Source organism: Fervidobacterium pennivorans, assembly GCF_001644665.1.
GTDB classification, from domain to species: domain Bacteria; phylum Thermotogota; class Thermotogae; order Thermotogales; family Fervidobacteriaceae; genus Fervidobacterium; species Fervidobacterium ngatamarikiense.
This window is the reverse complement of sequence record NZ_CP011393.1, coordinates 1251063-1273573: the sequence shown is the minus strand read 5'-3', so window position 1 is coordinate 1273573 and position 22511 is coordinate 1251063. Positions and strand designations below refer to the sequence as shown.

Annotated in this window: 19 protein-coding genes and 1 CRISPR repeat array (1 of these 20 only partly in view); of the genes, 8 read left to right on the top strand and 11 right to left on the bottom strand. The window is 37.0% G+C overall.

The window, feature by feature from the left end:
* Positions 1-33: 33 nt before the first annotated feature.
* Together JM64_RS05970 and JM64_RS05965 are read right to left on the bottom strand one after the other, a co-directional pair.
* Positions 34-795 (bottom strand): lipoate--protein ligase family protein, encoded by a 762-nt coding sequence (locus JM64_RS05970; protein WP_064011879.1) that lies wholly within the window; start codon positions 793-795, stop codon positions 34-36.
* A gap of 50 nt (positions 796-845) precedes the next feature.
* On the bottom strand, positions 846-1436 hold the full coding sequence (locus JM64_RS05965) for a queuosine precursor transporter (protein WP_064011878.1): 591 nt from the start codon (positions 1434-1436) through the stop codon (positions 846-848).
* A gap of 301 nt (positions 1437-1737) precedes the next feature.
* On the opposite strand from JM64_RS05965, the gene speD reads away from it, so the two are divergent.
* From speD to JM64_RS05950, 3 genes are all read left to right on the top strand, one after another.
* Entirely contained in the window at positions 1738-2160 is a 423-nt protein-coding gene (gene speD, locus JM64_RS05960) for an adenosylmethionine decarboxylase (RefSeq protein WP_064011877.1), read from the top strand.
* A 69-nt stretch (positions 2161-2229) separates the two neighbouring features.
* A complete protein-coding gene (gene speE, locus JM64_RS05955; RefSeq protein WP_156487910.1) occupies positions 2230-3108 on the top strand; it encodes a polyamine aminopropyltransferase in 879 nt (292 codons plus the stop codon).
* Positions 3109-3237: 129 nt separating this feature from the next.
* Positions 3238-3765, top strand: coding sequence for a helix-turn-helix domain-containing protein (locus JM64_RS05950; RefSeq protein WP_064011875.1), 528 nt, complete (start codon positions 3238-3240; stop codon positions 3763-3765).
* Between the two features lie 41 nt (positions 3766-3806).
* On the opposite strand, the gene JM64_RS05945 is transcribed toward JM64_RS05950, so the two are convergent.
* Genes JM64_RS05945 through JM64_RS05935 form a run of 3 tightly spaced genes read right to left on the bottom strand, consistent with a single transcriptional unit; the run spans position 3807 to position 6744 of the window.
* The gene (locus tag JM64_RS05945) at positions 3807-4637 is read right to left on the bottom strand and encodes an endonuclease/exonuclease/phosphatase family protein (protein ID WP_064011874.1); all 831 of its coding nucleotides are present in this window, start codon (positions 4635-4637) and stop codon (positions 3807-3809) included.
* 1 nt (position 4638) lies between these two features.
* Positions 4639-5175, bottom strand: a complete 537-nt coding sequence (locus JM64_RS05940) for a hypothetical protein (RefSeq protein WP_064011873.1) — start codon at positions 5173-5175, stop codon at positions 4639-4641.
* 30 nt (positions 5176-5205) lie between these two features.
* A complete protein-coding gene (locus JM64_RS05935; protein WP_064011872.1) occupies positions 5206-6744 on the bottom strand; it encodes an outer membrane protein assembly factor BamB family protein in 1539 nt (512 codons plus the stop codon).
* 259 nt (positions 6745-7003) lie between these two features.
* Between JM64_RS05935 and nadX the strand changes: the two genes are divergently transcribed.
* The 4 genes from nadX to JM64_RS05915 are packed head-to-tail and all read left to right on the top strand — an operon-like array spanning position 7004 to position 10199.
* Positions 7004-7738, top strand: coding sequence for an aspartate dehydrogenase (nadX, locus tag JM64_RS05930; protein ID WP_064011871.1), 735 nt, complete (start codon positions 7004-7006; stop codon positions 7736-7738).
* A 5-nt stretch (positions 7739-7743) separates the two neighbouring features.
* Positions 7744-8685 carry a quinolinate synthase NadA gene (nadA, locus tag JM64_RS05925; protein ID WP_064011870.1) on the top strand — a complete coding sequence of 314 codons (942 nt, stop codon included), beginning with the start codon at positions 7744-7746 and terminating at the stop codon, positions 8683-8685.
* A 6-nt stretch (positions 8686-8691) separates the two neighbouring features.
* Complete coding sequence (nadC, locus tag JM64_RS05920) at positions 8692-9513, top strand: carboxylating nicotinate-nucleotide diphosphorylase (protein WP_064011869.1); 822 nt, start codon at positions 8692-8694, stop codon at positions 9511-9513.
* Positions 9514-9548: 35 nt separating this feature from the next.
* Complete coding sequence (locus tag JM64_RS05915) at positions 9549-10199, top strand: Dph6-related ATP pyrophosphatase (protein WP_064011868.1); 651 nt, start codon at positions 9549-9551, stop codon at positions 10197-10199.
* A gap of 36 nt (positions 10200-10235) precedes the next feature.
* Here the strand turns inward: JM64_RS05915 and JM64_RS05910 are convergent, their stop codons facing one another.
* From JM64_RS05910 to JM64_RS05885, 6 genes are read right to left on the bottom strand one after another with little or no spacing between them, the layout of a single operon-like run.
* Positions 10236-11165 (bottom strand): DNA-methyltransferase, encoded by a 930-nt coding sequence (locus JM64_RS05910; protein WP_041262894.1) that lies wholly within the window; start codon positions 11163-11165, stop codon positions 10236-10238.
* 1 nt (position 11166) lies between these two features.
* On the bottom strand, positions 11167-12150 hold the full coding sequence (locus tag JM64_RS05905; protein ID WP_014452219.1) for a hypothetical protein: 984 nt from the start codon (positions 12148-12150) through the stop codon (positions 11167-11169).
* Between the two features lie 28 nt (positions 12151-12178).
* Positions 12179-12712: an NUDIX domain-containing protein gene (locus JM64_RS05900; RefSeq protein WP_231882305.1), complete on the bottom strand. Its 534-nt coding sequence runs from the start codon at positions 12710-12712 to the stop codon at positions 12179-12181.
* A gap of 18 nt (positions 12713-12730) precedes the next feature.
* Positions 12731-13510, bottom strand: coding sequence for a hypothetical protein (locus JM64_RS05895; protein WP_064011867.1), 780 nt, complete (start codon positions 13508-13510; stop codon positions 12731-12733).
* A gap of 44 nt (positions 13511-13554) precedes the next feature.
* On the bottom strand, positions 13555-16938 hold the full coding sequence (locus tag JM64_RS05890) for a PD-(D/E)XK nuclease family protein (protein ID WP_064011866.1): 3384 nt from the start codon (positions 16936-16938) through the stop codon (positions 13555-13557).
* The gene (locus tag JM64_RS05885) at positions 16935-20603 is read right to left on the bottom strand and encodes a UvrD-helicase domain-containing protein (protein WP_064011865.1); all 3669 of its coding nucleotides are present in this window, start codon (positions 20601-20603) and stop codon (positions 16935-16937) included. The genes JM64_RS05890 and JM64_RS05885 overlap by 4 nt, the downstream gene beginning before the upstream one ends.
* A gap of 277 nt (positions 20604-20880) precedes the next feature.
* Here JM64_RS05885 and JM64_RS05880 point away from each other — a divergent pair, with 277 nt between their 5' ends.
* A complete protein-coding gene (locus JM64_RS05880; protein ID WP_014452214.1) occupies positions 20881-21807 on the top strand; it encodes an aldo/keto reductase in 927 nt (308 codons plus the stop codon).
* 480 nt (positions 21808-22287) lie between these two features.
* Positions 22288-22511: a CRISPR direct-repeat array (repeat unit 29 nt; unit sequence GTTTCCATCCCTCATAGTCACTTCTAAAG) (it continues 508 nt past the right edge of the window).

The following is a 22511-nucleotide window of genomic DNA, read 5'->3' as shown; positions in this document are numbered from 1 at the left end:
TTTTTCCTTCCTCGATTATAATCCCACTTCCTTCTATCCTTCTGCAAAAATTTCATCTTTTATAACTACGAAATCTTTCTCAAATCCGGTGCTAATTTCCAAAACCTTCGTTTGCAAGTTTTCGTCGAATTCTGTTCCTTTACCGAAGTAGTTCTCAAACGCTCCTTTCAAACTTTCAACTATCTGCGAAAATTCATTATATGCATGGTCATAGAGTCCTATTAAAGGTACATCAAGAGTCTTCGTGTTTTTAAAACAATGCTTAATTTCCTCGTGGGGAATTAACACTATTGAACCATGCTGGAGTATGTAATCTTGCGTCCTGGTTTGGGCGCTTCCAACTACTTTTTTACCATTCAATGTTATTTCATAGGCAGAAGGAACTTGAAAACAAATGTGACTGGATGGCTTGTTTTTTCCCGTTGTTAATTCTACAGGATACCCCAGTTTATTCAATCCAGCTACGATGATTTTAGAAATCAAGTTATACAATTCAAGCACTCCAAATTTGAAAAGCTCATGACCTCGAGGAATAATTATCGAATAAGTTACTTCATCCCAATGTAGAACTGCTCGTCCACCGGATGGCCTCCGGACAATATCAAACCCATTCTCTTCAAGATAATCAAAATCTACATCCTTTGCCTTCTGATGCTTACCAAGAGAAAGCGTTGGCCGTTCCCATGTATAGAACCTAAGAATCACATCGTTTAGCTCATTCACAACTTGACCAAGCGCAACATCAACTGCCATATTTTTTGAGCCGTTTAACCCATAAGTTTCAAAAACGTACAACTTATCAACTCCTTTAAAAACTTTGAAGCCTCTTTCTTAGCACTTTAAGCTTAACCTTTCATTTTTTTGGTCAACAAAAATATTGGGTTGGTTACCACTACTATTATAATCTTTATAACATACTGAGACAACACCATATTAAACAAGCGGTCGTAAACACCAATAAATGCGACAAGCGTGAATATCAGTGTATCGAAAAATTGTGCAACAAGAACAGAGATAAGATTTGCAGTAGATGCTTTTTTGAAGAACCTTGAATTGAATATATAATAATTTATCAACTGAGAAGTTCCGTATGCGGACAAACTAGCAAGTGTAAATCTCCAGTTGATTCCCAAAATCAAACGGTACGCTTCAGCTCTATTTATGTCCGCAGATGGAAGAAATAAACCAAATAAAATCAATCCGCTCGCAACTGCTTGAGCTAGGAAACCCATGAAAACCAAAAATTTCGAACGCTCTTTACCAACTACATCAGACATCATGTTTGCAATTATAAACGTAAAAGTATAGCTAATAATCGATGCTGGAAACAAAAACACTCCGAGTTTAATAACCTTTGCCGCAATAACGTTTGAGATAACAATTCCGGTGATAAACAAAGTTGTTAAAATCATAGCGCTTCTCTCCTGTCTGTCCACAAGCCACCTCTCCTTTCAAATATCGTCTATTTTAAATCGTTATCATTAACCCCAAGGCAAAATATTATAATCTGTCCCTTCATTCAACTCATATTTAGTGCTTAAAAATTACACAAATTGTTACTTTCTCTTAACTAAAAAATCCCGAAAGGGGGTATATAATATTGTTCGCAATACTGACGCATTGTGTTCATTTAAATAGACATGCCAATGTATATGAAAAAAGTTTGTCTACTTAAGTGAACATTCGAAAGTATTAGTAATAATCAAGAAAAAAATCTTTTGTCGGGGAGGGATTGCGATGAAAAGCTTGGGCAGACACATCATTGCGGAATTCTACGACTGTGACAAAGAAATACTTGACAACATCGATGCTATCGAGTTTCACATGAAGCAGGCTGCATACGAAACCGGAGCAACCATCGTCAACTCATCTTTCCACCGGTTCCTCCCCTATGGAGTGAGCGGTGTAGTTGTTGTCAGTGAGTCTCACTTGACAATTCACACATGGCCAGAATACGGTTATGCAGCCGTTGACCTATTTACTTGTGGTGACCATGTAGACCCGTGGAAGGCTTTCACATATCTCAAGAAAGTTTTCAGATCTCAGAGAGTGCATGTTGTTGAACACTTAAGAGGCAGATACGACGAAATAGGCATTCCTGAGACTGCATCTCACAAAGCCGTTGTTGACGAAAACGAACAGGCAGTTGTCAGTCTTTAATTGATACGTGTGAATTGTATGACGCGGGAAAGCTAAATAAAATATAAGGAAAAGGAGGAGGGAATGCCTATGGAAGAGATGGAACTCAAACCCGGAAGACATATGTTGTACATGGAATGGTATTCTCGTGACCCGGGCGGATTATTCATGAAAGTAAACAGATGGCTTTATTCCGCTCAAAGCCCATATCAGAGAATAGATATTTTTGAATCACCTTTCTACGGTCGCGTATTTGCACTTGATGGTATTACAATGACAACGGAAATTGACGAATTCATGTATCACGAAATGCTTGTTCACGTACCGATGTTCATGCACCCAAATCCAAAGAAAGTACTTGTCATCGGTGGCGGAGATGGAGGAAGTGTTAGAGAAGTGTTGAAACACCCAAGCGTAGAAAAAGTTGTCATGTGCGAAATAGACGAAATGGTTGTTAGAGCAGCTATGGAATACCTTCCATACACAGCATCAAAACTCAATGACCCAAGAGTAGAATTGGTCTTTGAAGACGGGGCAAAATTCGTAAGACAATTTAAGAACGAATTTGATGTTATAATCATCGACTCGACAGACCCGACAGCTGGACAAGGCGGACACCTCTTCACACTTGAGTTCTACAAAGCGTGTAATGAAGCACTTAAAGAGGACGGTATTCTCTGCGCGCAAACGGAAGGTATGACTTACGACTGGGAATGGGGTTCAACAGCTTACAAGAGAATCAAAGCCAACTTTCCATTGGTTAAGATGTACCTTGGCTTTATGCCAACATATCCCGGTGGAATTTGGAGCTATACGTATGCGTCAAAAGCCGGTTTGGACCCAATAAAAGACTACAACCCAGAAAAAGTAAGAAACTTCAAAGAACCATTGAGATACTACAACGAGGAAATTCACAAAGCTGCATTTGCGCTTCCAAATTTTGTTAAGAAATACATCGGAGAAGAGTAAAGGACATGTTCACACCCCTTGCGGCAGGAGTATTCCTGCCGTTTTTTCGTCCTTGTTAAATCTCTTGAGATTTGGTGTATAATGGTTTTGAAGTTCACAAGGAACATTCAAACAACTAGGGGTGAAACGATGAAACTGGGAAGTAAATTGAAAAGACTTCGTTTAGCAAGAGGTTATACACAAGAAGAATTAGCTGACCGATGTGACTTATCAAGAAGTTTCATCTCTCAACTTGAAAGCGACAAAGTCTCTCCATCTGTTGAGACATTGGAAAGGATATTACGCGTTCTGGGAACAGATTTAAAGCACTTCTTTTCTGATGAGCAGAAAAAAATAATATTCAAAAAGGACGAACGCGTGCCTGTGTATGATCTACCGAAAGGTGTAAATATTGAAATCCTCATGGACGCTGTAGAAGATAAGGAGCTCGATGCCAAGATTGTTGAACTAGAACCTGGGGCACAAACTGAACAAGAAGGTTACCATGATGGTGATGAGTTCGGTTACGTTATTGAAGGTTCCGTTGATATCTATATAGATGGAAAAAGATACCGTGCCAACGAGGGAGACTGTTTCTATTACTCAGGCGATTGTGTCCACTATATGAGAAACCCTGGAAAAGAGAAAGCAAAGATTTTGTGGATTCAGACGATATAAAAACACAAAGGGGCGTTAAGCCCCTTTATTTTTTTGTCTTTTTACTTATTTAAAACTTCGCAAAAAACTCCCATATGATCAGACACTCTTTCCTTATCAAACACAATCTCTGAATCTTTCACTTCCCATCCTTCCGGAATAAAGATATAGTCTATCCGCTCACTCTCTTTTGAGAGTATGTCTCCGCGGAAAGTTGGTTGAGCAGGTTTTTCAGGATTGGCAACAACCCAAGCATCGATTAATCTTCTTCCAAAAATTTTAGTGTTTATCACAAGCAGGTATTCTTCAGAACCATACGGTATGTTAAAATCCCCTGCAATAACAAAGCTATCGTTTCCAACCTCCTTAATCCAATTTACCAATTTTAAAAATTCTTCCACAAATCCCGCTTCTTTCCAATTAAAATGGGCGCAATAGAGGTCTGTTATATTGTTGCCAACATAAACACGTGCTCTGATAATTTTTCTTGAGTAAAATGTATTTAAATCATCCTTTCTCGAAACATATCTACTTTCAAATTCTACGATAGGATACTTTGAAAGTATCCCAAGTCCTTCTTCCCACACACCAAAACCAAAATGTGAAACATCCCAGGTAAAGTAATAATTTCTGCCTTGTTCAAAGAGAATATCGGACAAAATCCTCACATAATTGCTCTTTTTTATTAACACACCAAATAACTCCATATCTGCTTCATCGTGAATATACTGACCGGCTTCCTGAAAAAAAGCAAAGTCAACGTTTTTTTCTGTTATAAAATTAGCAATTGTTTCTTGAATGGGTCTGTATTTTTTCAAAAAGGAACATAACGTGTCCTCTTTTTCCCATGATAACTCTTGGTATGTGTGCAAATTCAAAGTGAGTATCTTCATTTCAAACCTCCGTTCCATGTTTAAAAAAACTCACAATTAAGCCTACTAACAAAATTACAATCGTGGCTCCTAACAAAACAAATTTTCCCGGTGTGACGAATATCAAGACTTTGCTAAAGGAATCGAACACGCTCTTTTTAAAATAGATTAACCCAATAATCATTATATTCTCAACCAAATCAAACAAACCACCAAAAAGAGAAAATACAGTTAAAAACTCGTTCGACATCTGAATTCGCTCAAGAAATATTCTAACGGATATTGACCAAAGAAGAAAAGAATAGCTCAACGCAAAGAACGAATCTAACACGTGCAAATATACAAAGCTCTTTGCATCTACCTCGTTGACTTTATCTACATAATCTGATATATAGTTCTCGGACAGTAAAAATTTTGAATCAATCACAGCCTCTCCGATGGCGTTGTTAATCTTAGTACCATATGGTCCAAAGATGAAGTAGCCAAAAATAATCGTAAAAATTAGGCTTGTTATTATCCAGCGCCAGCTACCAATGCGGTAAATGTCTGGCCTTTCCATATAGCCACTCCTTTCTTTTTAAATTCAGGACTATTCAAACAAATAAACATTTCCATCTGTACAAGGTACATAAACTTTCTGAGATTTAGACATAACAGGTTTTGCATATACGCCCGCTCCCATCTTCCAATACCACTTAACGCTCCCATCTCTTCTTAATGAGAAATAATCCCCACCTTTGCAACCGATATATATATCATTGTCTTCCAAAACAGTCGGTGAAACTGAAATTTCAGAACTCATGTCAAATTTCCAAATCAAATTCCCATTTAAATCGAGGCAGAATAATTCTTCTCCAGAACCAACGTACACATGTTCTGTATTATCTAAACTATCTAATGCTGGTGAAACGTTAATCTTTTCATTCGTTTTAAATCCCCAATTTATACTCCCATCTTTTGAATTGATAGAGTACAAAAACTTATCTTCGCAACCTATGTACAAGTTCCCATCACTACCAAGTACTGGCATTGCACTTACAAACCCGGTAACGAGATGCCAAATCTCATTTCCATCGATCGAAAATTTATATAACTTCCCTTCGGATGTTAAAATATATATCCCCTCTTCTGTTACAAGTGGATTCAATTCTATATACTCCGAAATACTGAGTAACTTTCTCTTAGTGCCTTGCGAATTAACCTCGTACAGATTTCCATCAAAAGTCATTACATAAATCTTATCATCAACCAGTACTGCTGAAAAAGTTAGAGTTTTTCCAATCCTAGAGCTCCAGAGCTTTTCTCCATTAATCGTATACTTTCTAACTTCTCCACCGTTATCCACAATGTACAAATTCCCATATTTGTCAGCAAACGGTCCTGAAAAACTCTCAGAACCGAGCTCAATACTCCATAATAACGTTCCATCGAAAGCATACTTGTAAAACGTTGCATCGGCAGATACGACATAAACTGACTCCTCACTATCAACAAACGGGGAAGAGTATATCTCTCCAAACGTCTTAAACATCAGAGTTGGTTTTTTCAACTCAAATGGCGAATTTATCCCCCGACTTTCCAAACCTTTATCATCTGTGTAATCTTTTCGTTTTGGTGTAAAGTAAAATGCATCTATGTACCATGCATTTGAAAAGGCGTACGCAAGGAGGAATTGATAGGCTAAAAGTAGAAGATAACTGGCAAAACTCAAACCTGAAAGATTTAACAGTATCTCAACTATTGAAAAAGCTAAAGATAATGATGTAAGAAAAGAGAACATTCTTTTCTTCGTTTTCTTGAAGTACAACATGTGTGCAAGAGCTATGAGCAAGTAATAGAGCATAAGCGTAGGAAATTCAACTTTGAAACTATAAATTGCCAGCAATAAGAATCCAAGCAAATAAATCAGTGCAAAGATTCTGTAAGATTGCACAAAAAGAAATTTTACAACGGAATTGACAAGAAAAATAAAAGCTAAAAATAGCAAAAAGTTCTTCAGAGAGTTCGAAGTTAAAAATGCGCTTCCGCAGACGAGAACATAGCTAAGTAAGGTATTAAAAATAGCTGAAAGCGCTTTTCTCCTCCTCAATTCAACTTTTCTTAATTCTATGTCCTCCTCTTTTTCCATACGATTCCCTCCTTCCGTGATCGAAACTTAGAAAATTGAGAGAATAGTGCTACTCATAACCATCAAAATATATTTCGAAGTCAGGATATAACACTATTCTACATCTACTTCTCAAAATTGGTTCCGTTTTAATGAAAGAATCTATTTCATTTATTCATTACTTTACAGTATTTGACAGCACATATTACTATAGGTATAATTATGTTAAATGATTGCGAAAATGAAAGCAACACTTAAGACCAAAAGGGGGCATTTAAAAATGAAAATATTATTTATTGGTGGTGGTAATATAGCAAATATTGTATACAACGAGCTCAAGGACCACATTGAAAAATGCTGGTATTACGATGTACTTCAAACAAACCTTCCGTGTGAAAGAATGAATGATTTTACCATTCCAAATGAAGCAGATGTTGTTGTCGAATGTGCCAGTGTGGAAGCTGTTAAGCAATATGGTGTGGACATCCTAAAAAGCGGAAAAGATTTTTATATCATTAGTTCTGGAGCTTTTTCTGACGAAGACTTTTTCGATAAATTCATGATAGAGTTGAAGAATTCAAATTCCACAGTTTACGTTCCCTCAGGAGCAATTGGAGGTTTGGACATCGTATACTCCATAAGAAATTTCATAGAAAAAGTTGAACTAATTACACGCAAACCTCCAAAAGCATTCGGACTTGAAAATGTATTCCAAGAACAAATAATATTCACAGGTAACGCACGTGAAGCTATAACCAAGTTCCCTCAAAATACAAACGTCTCTGTTACACTTTCACTCGCTGTCGGTGATTTTAATAAAGTTAACGTACGAATTGTAGCAGACCCAGACGTCGACCAGAATATACACGAGATTAATATCTATTCATCCGTTGGGGACTACAAAATCATCCATAAGAATAAACCATCACCCAATCCAAAAACAAGCTATCTTGCCCCACTATCACTTGCCGCTGCATTGAAAAAGAGAACAGAAAAATTTAGAATTGGAGGTTGATAAGTATGTTGAAGAGTGCAGTGAGTGTAAGACCTGAGGATATAAGAAAGCTTGCAGATGAAAAAGGATACGTTATTGTAGCACACAATTACCAAATTCCTGAGTTACAGGAAATCGCTGATTATCTCGGTGACTCACTCCAGTTGGCAAGAATGGTTACAAAAATTGATGCAAAGAAAATACTCTTTCTTGGAGTAGATTTCATGGCAGAAGTTATGAAAGTTCTCAACCCTGAGAAAAAAATTATCGTTCCAGTTAGACACTCAACATGCCCAATGGCAAATTCATTGACAGTGGAAGATGTCATCAAGTTCAAAGAAAAATACAATGCTCCGTTTGTTGTATACGTCAACAGCCGAACGGAAGTTAAAGCCTATGCAGATGTTGTTTGCACTTCAGCAAATGCTGTTGATGTTGTTAAAGCTATTGATTCTGATACCATACTCTTTGGTCCTGACAAAAACCTTGCATCGTATGTTGCGGAAAAAACAGGTAAAAACATCATCCCGATCCCAGGAGAAACAGGCTATTGCTATGTCCATAACTATATCAAAGAAGAAGAAATTAAAAAGCTTATAGTCCAACACCCTGATGCTGAAATAATGGCACATCCAGAAGTGCCAAAGAACATAAGAGATTTGGCACATTTTGTAGGTAGCACTTCACAAATGGAAAAATATCCGGCAAAGTCTCAGGCAACAAAATTTATCGTGGTTACCGAAATTGGCATGATAGCTAAACTTAAAAAGCTCTATCCAGAGCGAGAATTTATCCCAGTAACTGGTATGGTTTGCTACAACATGAAAAAGAACAACCTTAAGAATACATATTTGTCGCTTTTGGAAGAAAGTGTTGAGGTTCTTGTAGACGAAGAGATTGCTAAGAAAGCAAAAATAGCCATTGAAAGGATGCTTGAAATAACTGAATCAAAAGAAGTAAAGAGGTGATGAAGAATGTCTGAAAAAATAGTCGAAGCATTAGTCGAATTGATAAGAAAAGATGAGCACTTCATAGATTTTGCATCGTATCCACTTAGAGGTAAAAATGTATCTGGAGAGATATTGCTCAAAGAACCGTCAGCTGTTGTATCAGGTGTGGAGATTGTTCAAGATGTATGTAAACGGTTTAACTTGACTATTCAATTTTCATGTAAAGATGGAGATGTCGTGGGAAAAGGTTCAATTGCTAAGATTTCCGGAGATGCTTATAACCTTCTCATCTGTGAGCGCACAATCTTAAACGTTCTCTCATTCATGAGCGGAGTGGCAACAAAGGTAAGAAATATCGTTGAAAAAACAAAAGGAAAGGTCAAAATTGCGGCAACAAGAAAGACTATACCATTCACCGGTGAGTTACAGAAATTGGCTGTAATTCACGGTGGTGGAGATACCCACAGGCTGAATTTATCCGATTGTGCAATGATAAAAGACAACCACATAAAGCTATATGGTTCCATTTCTGAAGCTGTTAAGCAAGTGAAAAAAATACTTTCGTTCAGTAAAAAGATAGAGGTAGAAGCTGAAAATGAGCAGATGGCGTTCGAGGCATGCGAAGCAGGAGCAGATATTGTGATGCTCGACAATTTCGCTCCGCAAGAAGCATGCCGTGTGGCAAAGGCTCTAAAAGAAAAATATCCTCACGTGCTCATTGAACTATCTGGTGGAGTGAATCCCGATAAGATAGAAGAATATCTTTGCGAATATATAGACGTAATCTCTATTGGAAGACTCACAAGCGAGGTAAAATACATTGATTTCAGTTTGGAGATAGAATAAAATAAGTAAAGAATAAAATTTTGGGGGTATCGAAATTGTCTACACAAGACAAAGTTATTTTCTCTTCATGGAGTGGTGGGAAGGATTCTGCCTTAGCATTAAATAGGGCTTTAAAAGAACTGAAAAAAGTAGACATTCTCTTCACAATGTTTGATGAAACATGCGTTCATACCCGTGCACATGGTTTGCCAAAAGAAATCATCACAGCGCAGGCTGAGAGCATAGGAGCACGCTCCATAACAAGGTGTGCTACTTGGGAAACTTACGAACATGAGTTCCTTGAATTTCTAAAGGAACATGCGCAAAATGGCATAGGCATATTTGGAGATATCGACCTACAAGAACACAGAGATTGGGTTGAACGCGTATGCAAAACGTATAATGTAACAGCGTTAGAACCATTATGGCTCGAACCGAGGGAGAAGTTGCTGGAAGAATTCTTGAAGGAAGGCTTTAAAGCAAAGATTATAGCAACCAAAAAGGAATACAAAGAACTGCTTGGAAAAGAACTACAAGAAGGCGAAACACTAAAGCTTATCGAAAAACTCAACATCGACCTTTCAGGTGAGAATGGCGAATATCATACAGTAGTTTACGACGGACCCATTTTTAAAAAGCCGATTAGGATAAAGATTGTTGGGAATTACTCGACTGAGAAAAACGAGTATTTGATAGTTGGGATATAAATATCAACAAAAAGGCGAGTTTGCACACTCGCCTTATTACTTATTTTCCCTCGCCCATTCAAAAAGTGGAAAATTATTTTCCAGTTTCATACGAATCTCTTCAATTCTCTTATTAGCAAGTTTTACGTACTCTTCATTAATTTCATAACCTATATAGAATCTGTTAGTCATGAGTGCAGCTATTGCTGTTTGACCACTTCCCATAAATGGGTCAAGGACTACTTCACTTTCGAACGTGTATAACTGAATGCAACGATATGGAAGTTCTATTGGAAAAGGCGCTGGATGTCCTATCTTTTTTGCAGATACTGCAGAAAACGTCCATACGCTCTTTGTGAATTCCAAAAATTCCTCTTTTGTTATTGTACTCTTCCTACCACTTGGATTTTTCCTAGAAAACTTCTCCTTAGAAAAAATCAAAATGTATTCATGCACATCTCTTAATGTTGGATTCGCTGCTGACATCCAACTCCCCCATGCTGTAGATGAACTAGCTGTTGCACCTTTATTCCAAATGACTTCTCCGCGCATTAGAAATCCTATTTCAAGCATATCTTCTATAATATATGCATGCAATGGAATGTATGGCTTACGCCCCAAATTCGCTATGTTTATGCATGCCCGCCCTCCAGGAACAAGCACACGATATACTTCTTTCCAAACTCTTTTTAAAAATTCCCTGTATTCGGTAAAAGTTAGGTTCTTATCATATTCTTTGCCAACATTGTAAGGTGGGGAAGTGACCATGAGATGTACACTGTTATCTGGTAGTTCATCCATATTTTCACTACTCTTAGGGAAAATTTTATTTAGAACATCTTTGTTTAATGGATTCTCGACATACTCTACGTTTTTTTCTTTTTGTAGTCCACTATACAAATTGCTGTTATAGAAAGGTGTAGAATCGTGGTTGCTTCTTCCAGAAACACCAAACGGGCTTGTGATAGTACCATTTTTCTTAGGCATTCTACTCACCATCCTGCAGAAGCTCAACAAAGACTTCTGCCATTTTTTCATAGTTCTCCTCTTTGCTTGCCTTTTCTATTATTCTACCAAGAACCACTTTGTCAATCAAGCATGAAAGGAATACAGATTTGTTTTCGACAAAGTCTTTCATAAGAGTTAATACTCTGTTTTTAAAATCCTCGTAACTTTCCACTGTTAAGAACCCCTCATGTTCTGTTTTTATAATATAGCCCTCTTTTCTACCTTTACTGTGTGCGACATCATTAGCTGATTGTAAACCCTTAACCACTGAAGGATTCAAAGAGTAGAATCCTTGAATAATTCCCTTCTCTTTAAATTTATCAACCATTTCTGCATAATGCTCTGTTATCGGTGTATTACCCAAAACAATTATGGGTATTGGCGATTTCTCAGCAGTTTTTAATCTAATGCTTAAAGATTTTCCAATTGCTTTCAACATGCTGTCTGATCTTAACAACGAAGGATTACCTTGGTGTTCAGTGAAATCTCCTTTGCATTCTAACTCATTTGTTTTTGATGAATAGCTCCAATTCCAAACAATCGACATTTTGACTTCAAAAATCAAGAGTATATCTTCGGAGTTCATCTTATTTTTATCTACTTTATCTGATCTAATAATAGCTATATCGGCAGGAGATTCACTACCCAGTCCAAGTTCTTCACATACAAGATGCTTAATAACGCTCAGATTTCGGTCCTTAAATAATTCTTTAAATTGTGGATCTTTAGAACCATCTTCAATAACCTTACTTAGAAGCTTCCAAACCCATTCTTCAGTGTATTCTCCGATAAGTGTATTTCTGCTTTGAAGTGTTGTTTTTTTACCTTTGTAACTCTTAGGATAATATGCATAATAGAGATCCTCTTCTTTAAGATAATAAAACAGTTTTTCTGGTTTGACTCTCTTTAAATAGGTTCTGAAGAATTCCGCTTCTTCTCCTTTAGTCCAAAGTTGTATTTCCACGTTTCGAGTCACCTCTCTATATGTAATGTTATCTTTTGGTATTTAAATTTTGTAATTCTATTACATGCCACCGAAATACTTCTTTCTCGCCATTGTATTCAATCTCTGCTTTCCACACAATGTCCGTTCCATCAAGTATATACGGAACAAGGAGTTTGTCTATTGGAGAAAGGTTTTCGTTTAGTATTCTATCCTTGTCTATCCAAACTAACTCACCTTCATCGCTTTCAACAAATTCAGTTCCTTTTGTCTTTCCAACAAATATAAAAAGTATCCAATTATAATGCTCCGGTCCTACCTCAGAAGTCACCATTTTCAACTTTAAATGTTCAAGCTCAAGTCCTGTTTCTTCCAAAAATTCTCTCTTTGTTGCTGTTTCAACATCTTCGCCTTCTTCAACATGACCGCCTGGAGGTACTAAATATCCAGAAAAAGGTTCTTTTTTCCTAAGTAAAAACAATATCTTTCCATCGTTTTCTGCATAGCAAATTGTAGCAACTTTTTGTTTTTCATTCTTTTTCAACGATTCAACTAATTTCTCGTATCGTATCATCTTATACATAGTCTCCTTCTTCAAAATTTATATTTTCAAGCTTTTCAATGCCCCATTAAGCATCTGAAGTTCGCTTATATATCTATCTAACTCAAAACCTTCACTTAAAACGGCGACTATACTTTCCCTGTGCTTTTCCAAAACGCTATCGTTAAACTTCTCAGCAATACCTCTCAGTAAAATAAACATACCATCTATAATATCCACCATCTTTGTATTGACTTCAGAAAACCTTTGACCAAGTTCTTCAGCTTTTTCTCCGGTAATATTTTCTAAATCTAAGCGATACATCAACGGCTCTGCACTTGAAATTTTTACTGGTTCATTTTTCATGAGTTGCCCAAGCATTGAGGCTATCATGCAATCGAGAAGAAACACAAATCCTTTGTGAGCAAAGAATTCAGAATGACTAAGCAAAAACTTCTGTTCAATACTTAAGACAACCTCTACTCCATACAAAGAATTCTCGACCTTCAAAAATCTGGGCTCGTTTGAGAGTTTTTGATTTTTCATATAAAGCGCAACGACATTTGCCACTTTGAATTTCTCGAAATTTTTTTCGTCGAGTTCAATTAAGTCCCTAAATTCTAATAATTCGACACTCGCAGTTGGGTCATATTCTATGCAGTTTAACTCGATACCCATGAGTTCTTCAACAGATTCACCGATAGTCTCAAGCATCATGAAGTTTAATACATTTGTGGAATGTAAATCGATTTTCAGATTGTTACCTACTTGGATAATACTCGGTGCAGCGTATTGCATAAGTTCTTGTAATTGGAACGCCTTATCGAAGTATATTCTCACAGCGACCACCCCCTCAAACTAAATAAGTGACTGATACTATTTTATCAACTCTTCTTCAATTTTACTCCGTGGATTTCGAACATTGAGCATATAGGCTCATACGGACAATTGTAGGCACGATTTGTAGCACTCCTGCAATTTCTCGTTTCCTTTGAACCGTTTGGAGCGATTAGTTCCATCCCTTTCTCATTAACTAACCGCATGGCAAGTTTAACAAATGATTTCATATCACTCTCCAAGAAAACAGGGATAAAGCTACCTTTCTCTGTTATCATACTAATTAATTCCATAAGCCAGTTTTCGAACACTTGATAATCGAAAGTAGTATACCCAAATATTGTTCCTCTCTTACCAATTGGTAGGAATATTTTTGGTGAATCATTATCGTTTTGGCGTTTTGCGTATTCATACCCGTAGGTGTACTTTCCTTTGTCGTTTGGTTTGAGTGAGAAAAGTATGAAATAAACTCTATCTCCAGTATTAATTGCACTGTCATTTGATTTTTGCAAAATCCAATCGTAAAACATCAGCTGCTCAATAGCAGAATTTCTAATATCTGCATATTTGTAATCAAGAATTGCGTACCCTTCACCTTCATCACTTCCATCATCTAAAAAGTCATTAGCCTTTCCGTTAGTTTCAGAATTTTTATTTACCAACGCGGAAACTTCATCAATTCGGTCCACCCTCGCAACGAAAGAATATTTCCCATACTGTGCTGTAAATTCCTTCTCGAGGCTCAAGATTTTTTCTGAAATCAATTCTATTTTGCTTCCAGAAAACTTTTTCTCCGATTCTTCCTCCAGATACCCTTCAGAAACACTAATACTTCTTTGTTTTAAGTTTATCACCTTTTTGTCTCGCACAAATGCCTTTAGAAGTGGCAAAAGATTTTTTGAGATTTCTTCAACCTTCATTCGTCTTGGAATGGAATGTGCGTAAATACCTTCAGAGTAAAGTTTTCTATACTCTTCATCTATCCAGTTAATTATTTTTTCTTCATCAACCTCAAAAATAGTCTTTTTCAAGAAATCTCCAAAAAATTTGTTCATCACTCGATGGACAATTAACCCGTCATTAATAGACTCTTTGTTCTCAATAGTCCCACCTGGTTTGTAAATATCTACTACCTGCTGGAAGTAAAACTGTAGAGGACATTTCATATACGTGTTTATCTTGTTGTAGCTAAACTCGTTAACCTCCACCCCACCGACGATAAAGTCATCATCAGCTAAGCCAAAACTCGATGGTTTTTCGAATTTCTCGAATTTCAGCTTTTCAATTTCGTAATCAATTTCAGAATATATATCCGAAAGATTAGGGACAAACTTCTCCCGCTCATTTTCCAGCTCCGCAAATTCACTGAGATATTTCGAAGGAACAAGCATATCACCTGTATTCGTAGCAAGAGGGACAACAAGCTGCGATTCATCACTGAACATGATTGAAAGTATAAGTGACCTGCGTTCCCGCTCTTCTATCATTTCGTAAATCTTTGACCGTTCATTGTTCGTTTTGAAAAGAAGCGGGTTTACATTTGCAATTGACGGATAATAATCATCCGTAAACTCAAGGAAGAATTTGTATTTTTTACTCAAGAACCTTGCGTTTGAGAGGTCAACAATATCAACTACGTTTGCAGATTTGAAAGTCTCTCTGTAAACCGAAGAATTAAGCATCACCGTGAGAAGTCTATATATTTTTTTCCAACCTTCTATCTTCGTTCTTTCACCAAGCTCAACAATCTTACCAATGTAATCTTCAAGCTTGTTTAACGTTTCTACAAACTTCGAAAACGCGTTTACTTCGTTCCCAAGGCTTTGCGAAACCTCTGCTCTTTCCACACTATGCTCAGAAAATCCTCCCTCTTCTGATTCCTCGAAGGCTTTTTCAAAATTCTTAGAGTACCTTAATATGAACATTCGGTACCATTCGAAGAAATTAGTTTTCCCATTGTTTTGGTCTATTTCATCGAGTATACTAAAAAGTTTCTCGATAACGCTTCTAAATTCTTTGAGTTGTTCTAAGCGTTTTATAGTTTCAAAATACACATCTTCTTCTATTTCTCCCTTTTCTTTCTGCCGTTCTATTTCTTCTATTTCGTTATCCAGGCTTCTAAAGAATATCTCATATCTTTTCTCGTGGTCTCTCAGGATGTTGAGTGTTAAGTTTACCGAGTAATATCCGAATTGCCTGAAAAGGTCTTCTACTTCATCCATTGTGAGCTTTCGTTCAGGTATCAACGGAGATTCAATTATCGCAAGCAAGTTTTCCGTTTTAAATTCGTTGATATACGTTTCCAAAGGCTGTGTGAGGATTTGGACGACTTTGCTTTGAGTAATAGGTATCTTTCCACTATATCTGTAGGGGATTTTCGCTTCATTGAACTCTTCCATAAGCCTTTTGGCTACAGAACCTGATGGCGTAACAATCGCTATATCATCGGGGCGTTCACCTTGTAAGAGTAACTTCTTCACCTGAGCAGCTACATAATTGTATTGGTAAAGTTCGTTTTCAACAGGAATTTTTATTCGTCGTACATTATCAATCAGCTCTTTTAAAGGTATTATCCTTCGTTTGCAGAAATCTGTTTTTATTTCAAATCCGGCTGACTCAAGGAAGCTGTAGACTTCGTCAAGCTGGTCAAAAGAAAAATCTGCAGGTTTTTGCCAAACAAAGAAGAACACATTTTCCGCTTTTTCAACCATTTTCATTAATGCCTTTCGAACAAGCGGGGAGATATCTAAAAATCCACTTAGAACAAGATATTTCCTGCCAGGTTCTACGTATTCCGCCTGGTCTACATACCATCTGTAAACACTTATGGGGTCATATATCTTCCTACCTTTAAGTTTTTCTGCAGATTGCTCCATTTTACGGATGATTTCGTTGAGTATTTCAGCAAATGGCGTTGTTGGATTTTGCATTATATCCCGAATCAGTGCATACGTACCTGTCAGTTCCGCTTCAGTTTTTCCGCTGTCTCCATAAAGGTTCAACTCCCAGATTTTTTCAAAAAGGTCTACGATGTATTCAATTATCGTTGGAGATTTAGAAAGAGTCCTTAGGATGATTTGTTTTTGGCTGTCACCATCGAACTTCGCATCACTTTGAATTTTATCGATAACATCCGTAACATATACCGTGTAGAAATCTCTATCAAAAACTTCCGCATCGTAATTGTTCAACCTGAGTATTTCAGTCACGTATTGGTTAATAACTCTAAACGCATCCCTGTTGATGGTTTTATTGACTCGCCTTGCGACATTATCTGCAATCTGTCTAACATAAAACCCTGAAGGACCGATGAAAAGAAAGTTTAAAGGGGCATCTTCGTATATTTCAGAAATCTGGTTGGCAACGAATTGAAAATGATTTCTGTCAACCGGAACAACGTAAGCTATCCTACCATTTTTCTTATTGCTCATATGCTCATCAACTCCTCGAACTGCTTGATTTTGTAAATTATCTCATCGAGGAACTCTTCACCGGGAGGGTCTATTCTCAACGCCTGTCCCCTTGGAACACTAACGAGGTAGCCACAATGAACCTTTCCAAGGTCCGAAAGAAGCATCATATAAAATTTCACTTGGAACATGTATCGTTCAATTTCCTCTGCTTCTTTGTAAAGGTCTGTACTCTTGAAATCTACAACGTAAAATTCTCCATCTTTCAAAAAGACCTTGTCTGGAACACCGAAGAGGATGTAATTTTTTCTTTCTTTTAATTTCTCATCGTATATCTCTATACTCTTTGCCAATCTCCATTCCGAGAATATCTTTTCACTTTCATTGAAGAGCGATTCAAGAACGCGCACATTGAGTATATCCTCTGGAAGAGCGTTCTTCTCAACAAGTAACTTCAACTGTTCGTACTTTGTTATACTTGCAAGCATTGAATGAATCTGTTTACCACGCGTGATTTCCGTAGCCTTTTCCAAAAGTGAGTTTAACGCCTTCAACCTTGCTTTGGCTTTCGATGCTTCAAAATTGCTCGTTGATGTTATTGAAATCGTCTCCGCACTGTCAAAATCCTCACTTGATTCATCAACAGATTCAAGATCGCTTTTTTCATCTTTAATGCCATAAAGCAGGGTTGGTGAAATATAACGTTTGTAAGCTTTCGGTGTGAAATCTGAGAAAATAAGCCCTTTATCGACCACGTTTTCTAAATCCAGCAGGGATTGGATACTTGTTTCTTCTGCGAACTCTTGTTTCCCAGATACAGATTCAACATCACTACCGGCAAGCTTATCAATCTCATCAAGACTCGAAATTATCTTAATTCTTTCCTCAAATCCCTTAGGAGTTAGGTATTTTATAGCGGGGATTCCTTTGGTATTCTTCCTTTGCAAATCCACAACAAAAAGCATTTCCTTTGCCCTTGTGATAGCGACGTATACTTTTCTCAGTATTTCAGTTTTATCGTATATAATCTCCGCTTCTAGAAGTTTTTTAAGTTCTTTTTCCAATTCCTTCGTCACTTTTGATGTTTCAAACTTCTTGAGAGCCTTGTCCAAAAATTGACTTATATAGACATACCTTCCATTCCCATCCTCACTTTCCGGAAAGAACGTCTTTTCCTCAGCTTTATCAACGCCATCGTTATTCACAAGAAAGACTATATTAAACTCCAACCCCTTTGATGCATGTATCGTCATCATTCTTACAACATCTTCTTCTTCAGAAATCTCTGAGGCTTCAACTTCCTGAACTTCAGAGATACGTTCAAGGAGCCTTGTTAACTCGAAGAAAGTTGGTGCTTGGTCATCAAATTCTGTAGCCTGCTCGAGCAACTTCCTAACATTCCTCAACCTTTGACTGGAATTCGGATAATGTGGTATTTTTCTTAAATACCCGCTCTCCTTAACGAACAACTTTAAGGTCTCTGCTGGTCTTAGGTAATATTTGAGCTCGTCGTATTTTGCGATAAGCTTTATCATCTTAGTAACATTCTCAGGTAATTCATTTTCCTCAGCAAGTTCTTTCGCACACTGGAAAAGGGATTTTTTAAGTCCTTGCCCTTTTGATTCTCTGTATCTCATCACAATTTTGTGGAAAATCTTAACCTTACCATTTCGAACTCCAACTTCTGGATTTTGTTCCAGATTATCTGTGAAAGGTGTAAAGAAAAACTGGGTGAAGTAGTAGTTACTATTTGGGTTTTGGATGGCATACAGTGCAGATATAACTGCCTTTATTTCTGGTCTTCGATAAAATCCTCTACCCTTGACTATATAAAGAGGGATGCCTTCTCTTGCAAAAACTTCTCTGTAAACATCCTCAATCCCTTCAAGCTTGTAAGAAAGGATGGAGAAGTCTTTGAAAGTTATCCTCCTTGAGATGGGGACAAACTTTCCATCTTTTTTTTCATAGAACGTCATTTCTTTACCAACCAGTGACTTTATAACCTTAGCCACATGGAGTGCCTCAAGTTCCCTTTCGTCCATATCTTTTAACTTTTTCATTTTTCCAGGACTTTGGTTATCTTCATCTAACCCTATTTCTTTGGCAGTTTCATCATTTTCTTGTAAGTTTTCCAGTAAAGATGCTTTAGAAATAGTTATGTAGTTTACTCTTCTCAAATCCCCCGGTAAAAACTCGTTTGAATCTGGGGAAAACGCAGCATTTGACTCATCGTCTTTTTTAATAAACCAAAGTTTTTCGTAAAGTTCCGGATAGCGTAATCTAAAGACCTCATGAATGTAGATATTTTCTTCTCTTTCTGTTGAAAGTATGTCATTAACGTTTTGTAATGCTTCATTTAAAACTATATCCTCCCCATTAGCCTGCGACTTATTCTTGTCTTTCTTTTTCGACTTTGACTTATTGTCCGTAGTTTTCGATGTATCTGGACTTTCCGAAAGTGCCTCATACACATGGTTGTTGAAAATTGTATTTTCGGATATGTAATTGAAATAATCAATAAGCTCAGGATGGGACCTATAGTTTATATTAAGCGAGAGCATTTCATAGTCTGTTCTTCCGCTTTTTATCTTTTCCTCAAACTCGTTCATAGTCTTAATAAAAACAGAAACATCCCCGCCACGGAATCTATATATCGACTGCTTTCTGTCACCAACATAGAAAATATAGTTATCATTCGTGTGAATCAAATCGAAAATCTTTTTCTGCAGTTCGTTTGTATCTTGAAATTCGTCAACAATGATGTATTTGAATCTTTTTTGATAATACTCCCTTATCACACTATTCTCGAGCACCTTTAGCGTTTTTTCGAGCACACCTTTGAAATCATACTCAAAATTATCGAGTGTTTCAGACTCATAAAACTCAGCTGCAATCAATGAAATATTTCTGAACGCGCGCAACGCACCGCCGGCTTCTTCGAAAACCTCTAAGAGCCTTTCACTAACCTTTGATTCATTCAACTCCAAACGCCAATTTGTAACAACAGATTTAATTTTCTCCGCAACGTCAGATATATCTCCAAAAACTTCAAACAGCCTAAAAATATCTTCCTTACTTTTTGCAAGTTCATCTGAAAGTTCTCGTATACGCTTATTCCTTTCCGTTGTCAAACCATACAAATAATTTGTGACTTTCTCAGTGTAATTTTCCCCGCTTTCAATGGCATCATACACGTCAAATGCGAGCTGAATCGCCCTTTGCGTTGCCTTGTCGATTAATTTTTTCTGCTTCAGTTCGTTTATTATCTTAAAATTCGGATCAACACCTGCTTCTATGTTCTGCTCAATGAGTATCCTTCTACAAAAGCTATCAATAGTAGAAATAATTGCCCTGGACATGTTTTTATAGACATCTTTCCAGTATTTATAGGCTCTATCATTCTCGCTCAAACTTTCAAGCTTTTTTTGTATCTCTTTGACAATTCTATCCTTCATCTCATTCGCTGCCTTGTTTGTAAACGTAACTGCTACAATACGGTCAACGATATCACTTTCTCCTGTTTTTTCATGCTGCTCAAGGATACCTATGTAATAATTCGTAAGCGTATATGTCTTTCCTGTGCCAGCAGACGCCGAAATAAAATAATTCTTATTCGGTTCCTTCCTTACCTTCTCAGCAACTGTGACCTTTTGTTCGGCACCTAAATTAAGTCCTGAGTTTTCCATTTAACCTCACCCCTCGCGTTGTTTACAGAAATATTTTAACACACATAAAAATATTAGAGGGCTCATCAATCAGTATACATTATTATACTACCAGTTCTTGGTGTGCAAATAAGAAAATTTAGAATTCAAAAATAAGATATACAAGACAGGCTTTTTAAGAAAAAAACAGCGTTTAAGCGTTATCAAATGTAAAAAGCAAACTTTTTTAGGAAAGAACTTGTAATTGTTTCAGGTAGTATAATTAAAATGCCTACAAAATGTAGAGAGGTGATTGGGTATGAAGCGAATGAAACTCGGTAACGAACTCGATGTTCCAGTTATCGGGCTTGGCTGTATGAGAATTTGGGATAAGCCAATCTCAGAGGTAGAAAGGCTAATTGCTACATCTCTTGAGCTTGGTATCAACTTCTTCGACCACGCAGATATCTACGGTGGAGGGAAATCTGAAGAAGTATTTGCTCAAGCACTGAAAAACCTCCAAATATCAAGGGATAAAGTAATAATCCAAACAAAGTGTGGCATCAGAAGCGGGTTCTATGACCTTTCAAAAGAACACATCATCACATCTGTTGAAAAAGCTCTTAAAAGATTGGATACAGATTACATCGATGTATTGCTTTTACACAGACCAGATACACTAATGGAACCTGAAGAAATTGCCGAAGCTTTCAGTTACGTTCATTCAAAAGGCTACGTGAGATATTTTGGAGTTAGCAATTTCAATTCCATGCAAATTGAATTGCTAAGCAGTGCAGTGAACTACAAATTACTAACCAACCAACTTCAACTAAGCTTGACGAATACAGGAATGATTGACTCTGGTATATTTGCAAACACAAAATTCCATCAAGCAATTAATAGAGACGGGAGTATCCTTGAATACTGCAGGCTGAAAGGAATAACAATTCAAGCATGGTCTCCATTCCAATACGGCAACGAATACGGAAACATACAGGGGGTATTTATAGACAACCCATTATTCCCTGATTTAAACGCTAAATTAGAATATTTGGCAAACAAATATAGCGTTTCAAAAGAAGCAATCGCCATTGCTTGGATTTTGAGGCATCCAGCAAAGATTCAACCAATCGTTGGAACAACAAATCCAGAAAGATTAAAAAAGATTGCACAAGCACAAAATGTTGATCTTACAAGAGAAGAGTGGTACAGCCTTTACATCGCAGCCGGGAATATGATTCCGTAACCAAAATAAACCAAATCGCCCTGGTGAAAAACACCAGGGCATTTATTTTTTGGTATTATCAATTCTCACATGCTACTTTTCTCTTAGTCCCTTCTAAAACAAAATCTCCTAACCATTTCAGATTTCTCATCTCTCACAGTCTTTTCCAAAACAAATGATCACAGACAAACAACCGGCAAAGTGATATTGGATTGTTTTCATCCCTCATAGTCACTTCTAAAACACCATTTTCTATACTCATCATCTTCTTCTCTTGCCTCTTCGTTCCCATCCCTTATAGTCAACTTCTAAAACTTCGCTTTCCGCTTTTATTATAACACAGGAACCCATGCTGTTTCAAACCTTCATACTCACTGCTAAAACATAAGAAAAATTCAAAATGGGCTTGAAACGCTTGATTTCAAAAGTTTCCATCAATTATACACACTTCTAAAACACCAAAATTTACACTACGTTGGAAGCATTACAGCAAAACGATCTGTTTCCCTCCCTCATAGTCACTTCTAAAGCCGTGACATTGATGGTAAAATCAAAGCCAAATGGTTCGTTGCGTTTCCATCCCTCATAGTCACTTCTAAAGCCTGATGACTTTAGACCAATCGAAGTAAGTATTGCTATATATTTGTTTCCATCCCTCATAGTCACTTCTAAAGCGACAGAATAATCAAAGCTTCAAGAATGCCAGCTTATCCAGAAGGTTTCCA